Origin of the sequence: Dyadobacter alkalitolerans DSM 23607 (assembly GCF_000428845.1) — a bacterium.
GTDB classification, from domain to species: Bacteria; Bacteroidota; Bacteroidia; order Cytophagales; family Spirosomataceae; genus Dyadobacter; species Dyadobacter alkalitolerans.
In genome coordinates, this window is the sequence record NZ_AUAS01000001.1 from 20,909 (window position 1) to 34,333 (window position 13,425).

General features: G+C 46.9%; 12 protein-coding genes. 10 read left to right on the top strand and 2 right to left on the bottom strand.

From position 1 onward, the window contains the following. Positions 1 to 289 precede the first annotated feature (289 nt). Positions 290 to 2,011, top strand: coding sequence for a sodium:solute symporter family protein (locus G395_RS28305; RefSeq protein ID WP_035360163.1), 1,722 nt, complete (start codon positions 290 to 292; stop codon positions 2,009 to 2,011). Here G395_RS28305 and G395_RS0100085 read toward each other — a convergent pair. Next, positions 1,968 to 2,378: a putative toxin-antitoxin system toxin component, PIN family gene (locus G395_RS0100085; RefSeq protein ID WP_026628172.1), complete on the bottom strand. Its 411-nt coding sequence runs from the start codon at positions 2,376 to 2,378 to the stop codon at positions 1,968 to 1,970. The genes G395_RS28305 and G395_RS0100085 overlap by 44 nt on opposite strands. Beyond that, the gene (locus G395_RS0100090; RefSeq protein ID WP_026628173.1) at positions 2,375 to 2,611 is read right to left on the bottom strand and encodes a DUF8507 family protein; all 237 of its coding nucleotides are present in this window, start codon (positions 2,609 to 2,611) and stop codon (positions 2,375 to 2,377) included. Before G395_RS0100090 ends, G395_RS0100085 begins: the two co-directional genes overlap by 4 nt. A 56-nt stretch (positions 2,612 to 2,667) precedes the next feature. On the opposite strand from G395_RS0100090, the gene G395_RS0100095 reads away from it, so the two are divergent. From G395_RS0100095 to G395_RS0100135, 9 genes are all read left to right on the top strand, one after another. Further along, on the top strand, positions 2,668 to 4,695 hold the full coding sequence (locus G395_RS0100095; RefSeq protein WP_035360167.1) for a glycoside hydrolase family 2 protein: 2,028 nt from the start codon (positions 2,668 to 2,670) through the stop codon (positions 4,693 to 4,695). Between the two features lie 76 nt (positions 4,696 to 4,771). Then, a complete protein-coding gene (locus G395_RS0100100) occupies positions 4,772 to 7,048 on the top strand; it encodes an FAD-dependent oxidoreductase (protein ID WP_026628175.1) in 2,277 nt (758 codons plus the stop codon). Positions 7,049 to 7,177: 129 nt separating this feature from the next. Next, entirely contained in the window at positions 7,178 to 8,347 is a 1,170-nt protein-coding gene (locus G395_RS0100105; RefSeq protein WP_026628176.1) for a TSUP family transporter, read from the top strand. 80 nt (positions 8,348 to 8,427) lie between these two features. Then, positions 8,428 to 9,615 carry a trans-sulfuration enzyme family protein gene (locus tag G395_RS0100110; RefSeq protein ID WP_026628177.1) on the top strand — a complete coding sequence of 396 codons (1,188 nt, stop codon included), beginning with the start codon at positions 8,428 to 8,430 and terminating at the stop codon, positions 9,613 to 9,615. Positions 9,616 to 9,639: 24 nt separating this feature from the next. Continuing rightward, entirely contained in the window at positions 9,640 to 9,984 is a 345-nt protein-coding gene (locus tag G395_RS0100115; RefSeq protein ID WP_026628178.1) for a hypothetical protein, read from the top strand. Continuing rightward, a complete protein-coding gene (locus G395_RS0100120; protein WP_026628179.1) occupies positions 9,981 to 10,427 on the top strand; it encodes a type II toxin-antitoxin system VapC family toxin in 447 nt (148 codons plus the stop codon). Before G395_RS0100115 ends, G395_RS0100120 begins: the two co-directional genes overlap by 4 nt. A gap of 8 nt (positions 10,428 to 10,435) precedes the next feature. Continuing rightward, positions 10,436 to 11,140 (top strand): phosphoadenylyl-sulfate reductase, encoded by a 705-nt coding sequence (locus G395_RS0100125; protein WP_026628180.1) that lies wholly within the window; start codon positions 10,436 to 10,438, stop codon positions 11,138 to 11,140. Positions 11,141 to 11,188: 48 nt separating this feature from the next. Next, a complete protein-coding gene (cysD, locus tag G395_RS0100130; protein ID WP_084439328.1) occupies positions 11,189 to 12,142 on the top strand; it encodes a sulfate adenylyltransferase subunit CysD in 954 nt (317 codons plus the stop codon). A gap of 27 nt (positions 12,143 to 12,169) precedes the next feature. Then, complete coding sequence (locus G395_RS0100135; protein ID WP_026628182.1) at positions 12,170 to 13,414, top strand: sulfate adenylyltransferase subunit 1; 1,245 nt, start codon at positions 12,170 to 12,172, stop codon at positions 13,412 to 13,414. Positions 13,415 to 13,425: the final 11 nt, after the last annotated feature.

Consider the following 13,425-nt stretch of genomic DNA (forward strand, 5'->3'; position numbering starts at 1 on the left):
GAGGCTGACGCCTAGAGCCGATGCTCGGCTGGAGGCTGACGCCTAGAGCCGATGCTCGGCTGGAGGCTGACGCCTAGAGCCGATGCTCGGCTGGAGGCTGACTGCTAGAGCCGATGCTCAGCTGGAGGCTGACGCCTAGAGCCGATGCTCGGCTGGAGGCTGACGCCTAGCCGATGCTCAGCTGGAGGCTGACGGCTAGAGCCGGTGCTCAGCTGGATGCTGACGCCTAGCCGATGCTCGGCTTAGGGCAACTTGCGAAACGGAATGCGAAAATGCTAACAACCAAATAATGAACAACACCATTGATACTGCCGTCATCCTAGTCTTTTCCGCATTCGTGATGGGCATTGGAATGTTATTTGCGCGAACGGGACGGAATTTGAAATCTTTTTTTGCCGGAGGAGAGGCGGTTCCCTGGTTTATCGGGGGGCTGTCCTTATTCATGAGTTTTTTCTCGGCCGGGACATTCGTGGCCTGGGGTTCCATCGCCTACAAACACGGCTGGGTCGCCATCACCATCCAATGGACCATGTGCATAGGCGCATTGATCACCGCTCTTTACCTGGCGCCACGCTGGAAAAGAACCGGCGCATTAACCGCCGCCGAATTCATCCGTGAGCGCCTGGGCTTGCCCGTGCAAAAAACTTACATTTTCATCTTCACATTGGTTTCGGTATTTATCAAAGGCTCTGTTTTGTATCCCGTTGCCAAACTTGTTAGCGCTTCGCTGGACTTGCCTTTGGTGCCTTGTACGATTGGACTGGGTCTTTTTATGATTGCCTACACCGCAGTCGGCGGGCTTTGGGCGGTGATGGTGACAGACATTCTGCAATTTGTAGTTCTATCCGCGGCGGTCTTCATTTTGCTTCCCCTATCCTTCGATAAAGTCGGTGGCTGGGAAGGTTTCAGCAAGGCCGTTCCGGATAATTTTTTCAATCTTTTAAATGGAGAATACACCATTGGTTTCGTCGCTGCATTTGTCATTTACCATATTTGCTACATCGGCGGAAACTGGACCATGGTGCAACGCTACACGAGCGTCGACAGTGAGAAATCGGCTAAAAAAGTCGCTTTTCTGTTTGCCGGATTGTATTTGATCAGCCCGGTGATCTGGATGTTGCCACCCATGATTTACAAGGCCATTAACCCAACATTAACAGGCCTGGATACCGAAAATGCTTATTTGATGATTTGCAAAATGGTGTTGCCACCCGGCTTGCTGGGCTTGATGCTCACCGGCATGTATTTCTCTACATCCGCGAGTGCTAACACCGCATTGAACGTCGTCTCGGCCGTTTTCACTAACGACATTTACAAAGGAATGGTCAACCCGAAGGCGTCCGACAAGCAGCTGATCCGGGTTGCACGCGGCTCTTCCTGGTTTTTTGGTTTGGGAATGATCGGCATCGCCTTACTTGTTCCTGCGGCTGGCGGTATCGTGGAAGTGGTTTTAAGCATTTCCGCTATCTCTGGCGGCCCGCTTCTAGCACCGCCGCTATGGGCCTTATTTTCCAAAAGACTCAACAGCACAGTTACTTTATGGGTCACGGGCATCGGCCTTTCGGTCAATCTCTTCTTTAAAATCCTCGCACCCATCTTACTGGATTTCAAACTATCCAGAGGCATGGAAACGATCGTCGGCGTCGGACTTCCCTTGCTGCTTTTACTGGCCTACGAACTCTGGGCAAGCTCCAAAGACAGCATCGCCAAAGAATATCTGACTTACCTGGAAACGAAAGAACAAAAGCGCATCGACGCACTGGAAATCAACGAAGAAGAAGCCATAGAAATCAAACGCCAAAACCGCTTCGGCCTGCAAGTAATCGCGGGAGCGCTACTATTTACGGCGGTAATGCTCTTTATATTAAGTGTAATGACCACTTCCGGGACGTTGATAACCGTGGTTGTAGCAACGGTAGTGCTGTTTTCATCGGCAATTCCGTTTGTGGCTTCTCGGAAGGTTAAGGTTATTGAGGTTTCAACAATTCAAGAAAATCATCCGCACGAATGACCGATAACTTAGGGAAATCTATTTTTTTGAGAATGTTAAAATGGCGGTCTTCCGAAACCAGATGGTCAGCACCGGCAACTAATGCACAGTCAACATATTTGTTGTCGTCCTCATCATTATGCATTAATCCCCATTCAAAAAATGTGGTTTGTAATGTGCAATTGTCGAGCGACAAGATGAGCTTGATAACATTGTCAGCTATGTCGTGTGAAGTTTTTTCAGCAATTTTTTCGTGGTATTCAAGCAGAATATCATTGCTCACCACAATTTCAAAATCACCGATTTTTAAGGCGTCAAAAATAGGCCGGTATCTAGATTTAACAAGAAGGGAAATCAGCAGAACATTCGTATCGAGAATTACTTTCATTTGGAAATCTTACTGCGAAGATGCTCTGATTTCCAGGTTTCGACGGTCTGCTCATTCCAGTTATTTTGCTCCCAAAGCTGATCCATTTCCATATCAATTTTTTGCGCGAAATAATCAGCCAGCATTTTTCGGATGTCGCCCAGCTCCTTTTCAGAAACACTATAAGGATAGAGCTTCAAAAGTTCGATTTGAATATTGCTTAATCGGCTCGGAACGATCTGTGTTGCTGCCATGGGTGATCTGTTTTTACAAAAATAACCTATTCTCTTGAATTCTTTCAACGCTCATTATGAACTATAAATTTCAAAAACTCCTCATCATCATTACCTGCCTCATCTGGCAATCTGCTTCTGCACAATTCAAAATCCGGGAGCCAAATGCGATTCCTTTGCATGGGGAGTGGCTTTTTGCAATGGATCCTGCTGAGATGGGATTGAAGGGGAAATGGTATATGGACAAGCTGGCGGAGAGTAACCGGCTGGACAAGGTGACGGTGCCGCATTGCTTTTCTTCGGACCCGCGCTTTGAACATTATACCGGAACGGCCTGGTATAGAAAGACTTTTGCCTGGAAACCAGTTGCCAGAAAGCGCGTGATCCTGCACTTTGATGCTGCTTATTATAAGACGAATGTTTGGCTTAATAATGAGAAAGTCGGTGCGCATGAGGGTGGTTATACGCCGTTCAGCTTCGATGTGACGGATTTGCTGAAAGATGGCGATAACCTGCTGGCGGTTTCGGTCAATAATGATACGTGGAAACCGGGCACGATTCCAGGTGCGAAGGACAATGGCAACATCAATGATTCTTTCATGGGCTGGCTAAACTACGGTGGTCTGGTCCGTCCCGTCTACCTGACCATTGAACCCGAAGTATATGCCGAAAACCTGAAAATAGATGCCCTCCCCGACCTGGCAAAGGGCACTGCGACATTGAAAAGCAGGATCAGAATCCGCAATGCTTCTAAGGCTGCCGCCTCGCCGAAGGTCAGTTATAAAGTTTTGTTTGATGGGAAAGTGATTCCGGTCAATGTGAAAGGCAAGTCGGAAAGCATTCCGGCTGGGCAAACGGGTTTTATAGAAGCCGAAGCCACATTAACGGCTGTGCAGGTGAAGTTGTGGGATCTGGATGAGCCGAATCTATATCAGCTTAAAGTGGCTGTGGGCGAAGATTCGATCGCTTCGCATTTTGGAATAAGAAAAGTAGAAGTAAAGAATGCACAGCTGCTTCTGAATGGCAAATCCATTCGCGTTGGCGGTGGTAACCGGGTTGTGGATTATCCGGGACTCGGCTCCGTGGAGCCCGATTGGCTGATTGAAAGAGACTTTAAATTGATGAAGGAAGCAGGCATGGAATTCCAGCGCTTGACGCACTACACGCCTTCCGAATATTTCTACGACCTGGCCGACAAACATGGCATGCTCATCATTACCGAGGCCGGAAACTGGCAGCTTACGCCCAATCAAATGGACAATGATTCGATGCGGGCGAAGTTCAAATCACAGTTTACCGAAATGGCGGAAAGAGACTGGAATCACCCGAGCGTAATCGCTTATAGTGTTGGGAATGAATATCTTTCCGAGCAGCCTGCGGGACAAAAGTGGACGAAGGATATGATCGAATTTGCCAAATCCCTTGATCCGACACGGCTCTACACATTCGCCTCCATGCGCCTCAATATTTTACCCAAAAAACCGGAAGATGAGGCCAGTCAATACGTGGATTTCATCTCAACCAACACCTACGGAAACCACGCCAAAGTCCTGGACCACATTCATTCGCTCTATCCCGACAAGCCTATTTTGGTAAGCGAATGGGGCGTGCGGGCGGATGCGAAAGACGAAGCATTTCAGGCGCAACACATTACGGATCTGATGGTTGAGTTCCGCAAGCGACCTTATGTTGTGGGCACTTCCTGGTGGACTTATAATGATTACCAAAGCCGCCATCATGGGACGAATGCAAACGGCTATCGCCCCTGGGGCATCGTCGGCCCCGACCGCTCATTCCGCGTTGCCTACCGCGTTCATCAAAAGGAATATTCACCGGTTACCATTGAAAATGTAGGTTTCAAAGCAGGCGGACAAGGTCAGCATTTGCTAACCGTTCGTTTGACAGCCCGCGGCGATTTTCCGGCAAGAACGATCAAAGGTTATAAGCTGAAAGCAAACGGCCTAACCATTGATTTACCTGAAATGAAGCCGGGCGAAGCAAAGGAAATCGACATTCCGGTCGCTGGTTTTGAAAAGAAACTGCACATTAATATCTCGAAACCAACCGGTTTCACCAGCATCAAAACAGACATTGAATTGAAATAATTATAAAACGCGCGCTCGTTTTTGCAAAGGCTCTGGTTTTTGCAAAAATGCGGAGTGGAGCTAATGACCTTACAAAATGATACGCGAAGAAGCATCTGAGAAAAGAGCACCCAAAACCATTGCATCGGCGGCAGATCTGGTGATTGTAGGAGGAGGATTAACGGGCACTTGTGCAGCGATTACGGCGGCGAGGGCTGGCATGAAGGTGACATTGATCCAGGACAGGCCGGTTTTGGGCGGCAATTGTTCGAGCGAAGTGCGGCTCTGGATCCTCGGCGCAACCTCGCACATGGGCAACAACAACCGCTGGGCCCGCGAAGGCGGCCTGATCGACGAGATCATGCTCGAAAATATTTATCGAAATCCGGATGGTAACCCGCTGATTTTCGACACAGTTTTGCTGGAAAAAGTTATTAAAGAAACGAACATTACATTGCTGCTGAACACCGCAGTGTATGATTTGGACAAAAATGCAGAGACCGAAACCATCACGGCCGTCCACGCCTTTTGCTCTCAAAATAGCACTAAATACACAGTTACAGCCCCGCTTTTCTGCGATGCCTCCGGGGATGGAATTGTTGGGTTTCTTTCAGGTGCGGCATTTAGGATGGGCGCCGAATCGATGGATGAATTTGGCGAAAAATTTGCGCCAGACAAGGCTTATGGCGAATTGCTGGGGCATTCTATGTATTTCTATTCCAAGGACATAGGCCGTCCGGTGAAGTTCATTCCGCCTTCGTATGCATTGCAGGACATAACGGAGATCCCGCGTTACAAAACATTTAATCCGAAAGATTTTGGCTGTCGGTTATGGTGGCTGGAATATGGCGGAAGACTTGATACTGTGCATGATACGGAGAAAATCAAGTGGGAATTATGGAAGGTCGTTTATGGTGCCTGGAATTACATTAAGAATTCGGGTGCATTTCCGGAATCGGAAAACATGACGTTGGAATGGGTCGGCACGATTCCGGGGAAACGCGAAAGCCGTCGTTTTGAAGGGGATTATTTGTTGAAACAGCAAGACATTGTGGAGCAAACTGCCTTTCCTGACACGGTCGGTTTTGGCGGTTGGAGCCTGGACCTGCATCCCGCCGATGGCGTTTATAGTGATCAATCGGGTTGTAATCAATGGCATAGCAAGGGCGTTTACAGCATTCCCTATCGTTGTTTTTATAGCAAAAACATCAATAATCTCTTCATCGCAGGCCGCATTATCAGCGCGACGCACGTAGCATTTGCGTCCACCCGCGTGATGGCCACCAGCGCAATGGGTGGACAAGCGGTCGCGGTCGCTGCTGCGCTTGCCAAAAAATATAATTGCACGCCACGTGAGGTGGGTAAACAGCATTTGCAAGAATTGCAATTGGAATTATGGCGTGCAGGCCAATATTTGCCACAAACTGACATTGCTGATGCAGAAAACCTGGTCGAGAAAGCAGTTGAGATAAGTGCTTCTTCGAGTTTGAAATTAAAAGATCTTCCCGGCTCAGATTATTGGGCGGTTATCGAGCAGTCGGTTGCGCAAATGTTGCCTGTTCAGGGGAAAATGCCTTCCGTAATCGTTTGGGTGGAAGCATTGGCCGACACTGAACTGGTGGTTGAATTAAGAAAAAGCAGCAAGGCATTTAACCACACACCGAATGTTACGCTCGAAACAAAGTCTTTTGAATTGAATGTTGGAAAACATGAAATTCAACTCGACTGGTCGGCTGCTTTTGAAGATGCTGGTTATGCTTTTGTTTCATTTATCAAAAACCCAAATATTAAAATTCAGTATAGCGAAAAACGCGTAACGGGCTTGCTAACCGTCTTTAATGCGACCAATCCGGCTGTTTCAAACTACGGAAAACAAGAGCCGATGGAAGACATTGGCGTGGATACATTTGAATTCTGGTGCCCCCAGCGGAGGCCAGAAGGACGCAATCTGGCATTCAGTCTTAGCAAACCGATTGCACTTTTTGAGGCTGAAAATTTAAAAAATAACCACAACCGCCCCATCGCCAGTCCGAATGCATGGGTTGCCGACTTTAATGATGCCGAACCGGTGGTCACCATTCGCTGGGAAGCGCCGGTGAAAATTCAAAAAATCGACATTTGTTTCGACACTGATTTTGATCATCCCATGGAAAACGTCATTTATGTGCATCCCGAAACGGTTATGCCCTTTTGCGCAACAGATATTGAAATTTGCAATGATCAGGATGAAATCGTGGGCGAAATCCATGATAATCACCTTTCCCGTCGGACCATTTCCTTCAACCAGCCTATCCAGACCCAGTTTTTAAGAATAAAAGTGACGAATCCCAACCCGCAAATGCCCGCCGCTTTATTCCAGATCCGCTGCTATTGATCGCCGCCGGAAGATTTTTATTCTTTGAAAACTAATAATTTGATCTTAAATTTGGCACCCGAAATAGCAAACATTTGTTTGCTATTTTATTGCTTGATTACTCTACAATAATAGTATACTACATAGACTTTGAAGGAAGCGGCGGATTTTACACCCTCATCGGATAAAAATTGGGAATCTCTGGATGTAGCCTACATCGCAAGTGGTGATCCTGAGGAAGATCGGCGCCTGGCGGCACTCGCCCGGGAAAAGGGTCAGGTGGTTTTCCTGCGCGATCTTCCTGATGAATCCGACGTTCGCTTTGTTGCTTCAACCGCTAGCGCTTCACCGATTGAAGCCGACCATAAGCCCACAAGGAATAGTACAAAAACGCCGCTGACCTGGGAAACCATTCAGCAGAAAATCTGGGCGGCCACCATTCGAAAGAGAACACGCACCGAAGTTGCGGTTAACATCTTCTCCGCGATTGCGTTAATGGTCCTCGGCCACCTGCTTTTCACCTTCTTCACTTACGACCGCCTGACGGTTCTCTGGAACGAACTCGAATTGAGTGAAGGTTTCTTTTATTATGTTTTGGGCGGTTTCGTGGCGCAGATGATCGATGGCGCATTGGGCATGGCCTATGGCGTTACGGCGGCCACTTTTCTATTAACATTGGGCGTTCCGCCTTCGGCTGTTAGCGCGAGCGTGCACACTTCTGAAATATTTACCAGCGGGGTTTCGGGTTACATGCACTTGAAATTCGGCAATGTCAATAGTAAGCTTTTCAAAAAAATCCTGTTTCCGGGCGTTTTAGGCGCTATTACGGGTGCTTACCTCTTATCTTCTTTTGAAAAATATATTTACATTATCAAGCCTTTAGTGGCTGTTTATACATTGATTCTGGGAATTCTTATCATCCAGAAAGCGTTAAAGAAGCGAGTTGAAAAGAAGCCAATGACCAAGATCGGCTGGCTGGCGATGGCAGGCGGAACGCTCGATTCGATCGGTGGCGGCGGTTGGGGACCCATTGTAACATCTACATTGATCGCCCGCGGACGTCACCCGAAATACACCATCGGATCGGTCAACCTGGCGGAGTTTTTTGTTTCACTCGCTAGTTCAGTTACCTTCATCAGCCTCATCGGATTTTCACATTGGCAGGTCGTTCTCGGGCTTATACTCGGTGGTATGGCCGCCGCGCCGATTGCCGCAAACTTATCCAGAAAACTACCGATCAAAACCATGATGATTATGGTTGGAACCGTGATTATCATTGTGAGTTTGAGGATTATTTATATGGTGCTGAGCAGTTTATAAAAGACATTTTCTAAGTCAGCGCACTTAGTTTTTATATTAAACAAAAAAGGCTGAAAGCAAACAGCCAATGAATTCGAATCATGAAAAAGCAAACCAAAGCGATACGCACGCAAACGCCGAAAACCAAGTATCGCGAGCATTCAACACCATTGTTCCTGACCAGCAGCTTCACATTTGAAAGCGCGGAACAGGGAAAAGCACTTTTTGAGGAGACCGAAGAAGGCAACATTTACAGCCGTTTTTCCAATCCAACTGTGCAGGAATTTGTTGATAAAGTTTGTCTTTTAGAGGATTGTGAAGATGGCGTTGCCACGGCAACCGGTATGGCAGCAGTTTTTGCTAGTATGGCTGCGCTGTTAAAAACAGGCGACCACATAATCGCCAGCCGTGCCTTATTCGGCTCTGCACACCAGGTGATTACGCAGATTTTGAGCAAATGGGGCATCACATACACGTATCTGGATGCGGACGCAAGCGAAGCGGATTGGGAAGCTGCGGTTCAGCCGAATTCGAAAATGGTGTACCTGGAAACGCCTTCAAACCCAGGCCTTGACCTTGTGGATTTGGCAATGGTTGGAAGACTTTGCAAAAAACATAACCTGATATTTAACGTTGACAATTGCTTTGCGTCACCAGCATTGCAAAATCCTGCGGAATACGGCGCCGATCTGATCGTGCATTCTGCGACCAAATATATGGACGGCCAAGGCCGTGTTTTAGGCGGTGTCGTTGTTGGCAAAAAAGAATATATCAAGGAGTTACGATTTTTCTGTCGTCAGACTGGACCATCCATGTCGCCATTCAACGCCTGGGTTTTAACCAAAAGCCTTGAAACATTAGGATTGAGAATGGACAGACATTGTTCGAATGCATTGGCGCTTGCAGAAGCTTTGGAAAAGCATCCGGATGTAAAATCGGTAAGATATCCATTCCTGGAATCGCATCCGCAGCACGAACTAGCTAAACAACAAATGTCAGCCGGTGGGGCAATTGTTACGATTGATCTGGAAGGTGGCTTTGAAAGAGTTTCCGCATTTATGGATGCACTGGAAATCGCTTCCCTATCTTCCAACCTCGGCGACACGAGAACCATCGTAACCAACCCGAACACAACCACCCACGCCAAACTGAAACCAGAAGAGAAAAAAGCACTCGGCATCACCGAAGGCCTCATCCGCATTTCAGTCGGCCTGGAAGACATCGAAGATTTGATAGACGACTTCACCAACGCCGTGGAGGTGTCGGTGAAAAGTGATATATTAGATTGATAAACACTTAAACATATTCATATCATGCACACATTAACGATTGAAATTCCGGAGCAGTTTGAAAAGGATAAAGTTTTGCTTTCCATCGCTGTGCAAATTTATCAAAAGGGCGTACTTACGGCAAAGCAGGCGGCAGATCTGGCAGAAGTTCCGATGAATGATATGGTATATTATGCAATGCCCGACAGTGATCCTGCAAAGGAATTGATGAAGCCAACAAAAGAATATGATTCAACCGAAGAATGGATTGAGGGCTTGAAAAAAGAGCAAAATTATAAGGGTTTTGATAAGGAGAGAATGAGAAAGCTTGCCGATGAAATGGACATCCAGGAACCATTGGAGCTTTTACTTTCTCAACTTACTAAATGAGATATTTTCTTGACACCAATATTTTACTGGCGTACCTAAGAAAACACCATTTGATAAACACTTTACAGACATACTTTGAAGACGAAGAAGGCGATAGCCAAATGTTTACTTCGGCAATTTGTATAGGAGAATTGACATCGATAGGGATTCGAAATCGCTGGGGTAAGCAAAAGATGGCAGCACTTGATTCTCTTGCAGATCTTGTACTGATCATCCGAACACTGGAAGAACCGATTATTAAGCGTTACGCAGAAATTGACGCATATAGCCAAGGCAGATTGCATGAAAAACAGTTGAAGGATTCAGCGAGAAACATGGGTAAAAATGACTTGTGGATTGCGGCGACGGCGAGTGTTTTAAATGCAACATTAATAACAACGGACAAGGACTTTGATCATTTGGATAAGGAATTTTTGAATGTCGCCCGTTTTGAATTGATATAATATTCACCGTGAACGAAACAATAATATCTTCTTTAAACGCTGCCATTGAGGGCAAGAGTGAGACGGAATCGCTGGCGGTTCTGGCCGATCTTTTTCCTGGCGAGGTTGTGTTTTCGACTAGTTTGGGGTATGAAGATCAGGTTATTACAGATTTTATTTTAAAAAATAATCTGAACGTAACGATCTTCACGCTTGATACGGGACGGCTTTTCAGCGAGACTTATATGACGCTGCAAAAGACAAATAATCGTTACGATACGAAGATCAAGGTTTACTATCCGCAGACGGATTCTGTGGAAACATTGGTCAGTACGAAAGGGCCTTTGAGCTTTTACGACTCGGTTGAAAACAGGAAGGAATGCTGCTTTATCCGTAAAGTGGAACCCCTTAACCGGGCTTTGAAGGGCGCGAAGATCTGGGTTACGGGCATCCGGGCGGAGCAATCGGGTAACCGGCATGATATGCCGCAGCTGGAATGGGATGAGGCGCATCAGCTGGTGAAGTTTCATCCGATTTTGCACTGGTCGTTTGAAGAAGTGAAAACGTATGTGAAATCCAATGGCATACCTTATAATCCGTTGCACGACAAGGGCTTTGTGAGCATTGGCTGCGCGCCTTGCACCCGGGCGATCCAGGAAGGCGAAGATTTCCGCGCCGGACGCTGGTGGTGGGAAGACGAATCGAAAAAAGAATGTGGCTTGCACGCTAAGTAAGCGAGCGCAGAAAGCCAATTAAAATCTTGTAAGAAAATTAAATTCAATATGTCAATTTCAATTAAAGAAGTGTCGGATATCAGCGATCAGGAAGCGAGACGCAAGTCGCCTGATTACCTGGACCAGTTGGAGGCCGAGGCGATTTACATTATGCGCGAAGTGGCAGGCCAGTTCGAGCGTCCTGCGTTGTTGTTTTCGGGAGGAAAAGACTCTATTACATTGGTAAGACTTGCCCAAAAGGCATTTGCACCCGGAAAAATTCCTTTCCCACTCGTTCACGTTGATACCGGACACAATTTTATTGAAGCGATCAATTACCGCGATGAACTCGCCGAAAAGACTGGTTCGAAACTGATCGTCCGCTATGTGGAAGACACAATCAAAGCGAAAGGTTTGAAAGAACAAACAGGGAAAAATGCGAGCCGCAACTGGTTGCAAACATTTACCCTTTTGGACACGATTGAAGAATTTGAATTTGACGCCTGCATCGGCGGTGCGCGTCGTGATGAAGAAAAAGCGCGTGCAAAAGAGCGCATTTTCTCTTTCCGTGACGAGTTCGGTCAGTGGGATCCAAAACGTCAGCGTCCTGAACTTTGGAATTTGTTCAATGGACGGATTCACAAAGGCGAAAACGTGCGCGTGTTCCCGATTTCAAACTGGACGGAACTGGACGTTTGGGCTTATCTGAAAAGAGAAAACATCACGTTACCATCCATTTATTTCGCACACGAGCGTGAATTGATTTTGAGAGATGGCAAATTGCTGAACAACACGCCGGTTATAGAGCCCGATGAGCACGATCAGATCGTAAAACGTCAGGTTCGTTTCAGAACTGTTGGAGATATGACCTGCACGGCGGCTGTGGAATCGAGCGCAGCTACATTGGACGAGGTTATTGCTGAGATTACTGTTTCCAGGATTAGTGAGCGGGGCGAGACTCGGATTGATGACCAGCAGACGGAAGCGGCGATGGAGGATAGGAAAAAGGGGGGGTATTTCTGATCATTCAATCATTCAAAATTAAAAAAGGTGGATTTACTAAGATTTATAACAGCAGGTTCCGTTGACGATGGGAAGAGTACGTTGATCGGACGCTTGCTTTTTGATACGAAAAATATTTTGGCGGATCAGATGGAGGCCATTGAGCGGGCTAGTAAGAGCCGCAATGTGGGGGAAATTGATCTGGCTTTGCTGACGGACGGCCTTCGTTCGGAGCGTGAGCAGGGGATTACGATTGACGTTGCTTACAAATATTTCCAGACGCCCAACCGCAAGTTTATCAGCATTGATGCGCCGGGACACATTCAGTATACCAGAAATATGGTTACGGGTGCTTCTAATGCGGATCTGGCGATTATCCTTGTTGATGCGCGTCATGGTGTGGTGGAGCAAACACGCCGCCATTCACTGATCGCTTCGATGCTGGGCATCCCGCATGTGATCGTGGCGATTAACAAAATGGACTTGGTAGGAAACTCGGAAGATGCGTTTTTAGAAATCGCAAAATCTTATCAGGAACTTGCTTCCAAGCTAAATATCAAAGATTTGACATTAATCCCGGTGAGCGCCTTGAATGGCGATAACATTGTGGACAGATCGGCAAATATGCCCTGGTATACAGGCGAGACATTGCTTTCTGTTTTGGAAACGGTCAATGTGCTGAAAGATCAGAACCTGGAAGATGGCCGGTTTTCGGTTCAATATGTGATACGCCCTCAGACGGACGAATTGCACGATTACCGCGGATATGCAGGACGCGTGCAAAGCGGATCTTTCAAAAAAGGTGATCTGATCAAAGTTTTGCCTTCGGAAACAGAATCTAAAATCGCTAAAATTGAATTTGGCGGAAACGAAATAGAAGAAGCCTCTGTTTTAGAATCGGTTACGATCCTTTTGGAAGACGACATTGACATCAGCCGTGGCGACACGATTGTGTCGGTCAACAACTCGCCGATCGTAAGCCAGGACATTGAAGCATTGGTTTGCTGGATGGATGATAAAAAAACTTTGAAACCCGGCAACAAATACGTGTTACAGCATGGAACAGCCCGGTCGAGATGCTCTATCCGCGACATTGAATACCAAATTGACATTAATTCATACGAGAAGCTGGACGAAGTAGAGAGCCTGAAATTGAATGATGTTGCCCGAATTGTACTTAGAACAGCCCAACCAATCGCCTACGATCCCTATCAGACCAACCGCGCAAACGGCGCAGCGATCCTGATCGACGAAACGTCGAATGTGACCGTAGGAGCTTGCATGATTGAATAAAAGAAATTATC

Coding starts and splice junctions, on each gene's coding strand:
- G395_RS28305 (WP_035360163.1), top strand. CDS start 290: ATGAACAACACCATTGATACTGCCGTCATCCTAGTCTTTTCCGCATTC.
- G395_RS0100085 (WP_026628172.1), bottom strand. CDS start 2,378: ATGAAAGTAATTCTCGATACGAATGTTCTGCTGATTTCCCTTCTTGTT.
- G395_RS0100090 (WP_026628173.1), bottom strand. CDS start 2,611: ATGGCAGCAACACAGATCGTTCCGAGCCGATTAAGCAATATTCAAATC.
- G395_RS0100095 (WP_035360167.1), top strand. CDS start 2,668: ATGAACTATAAATTTCAAAAACTCCTCATCATCATTACCTGCCTCATC.
- G395_RS0100100 (WP_026628175.1), top strand. CDS start 4,772: ATGATACGCGAAGAAGCATCTGAGAAAAGAGCACCCAAAACCATTGCA.
- G395_RS0100110 (WP_026628177.1), top strand. CDS start 8,428: ATGAAAAAGCAAACCAAAGCGATACGCACGCAAACGCCGAAAACCAAG.
- G395_RS0100115 (WP_026628178.1), top strand. CDS start 9,640: ATGCACACATTAACGATTGAAATTCCGGAGCAGTTTGAAAAGGATAAA.
- G395_RS0100120 (WP_026628179.1), top strand. CDS start 9,981: ATGAGATATTTTCTTGACACCAATATTTTACTGGCGTACCTAAGAAAA.
- cysD (WP_084439328.1), top strand. CDS start 11,189: ATGTCAATTTCAATTAAAGAAGTGTCGGATATCAGCGATCAGGAAGCG.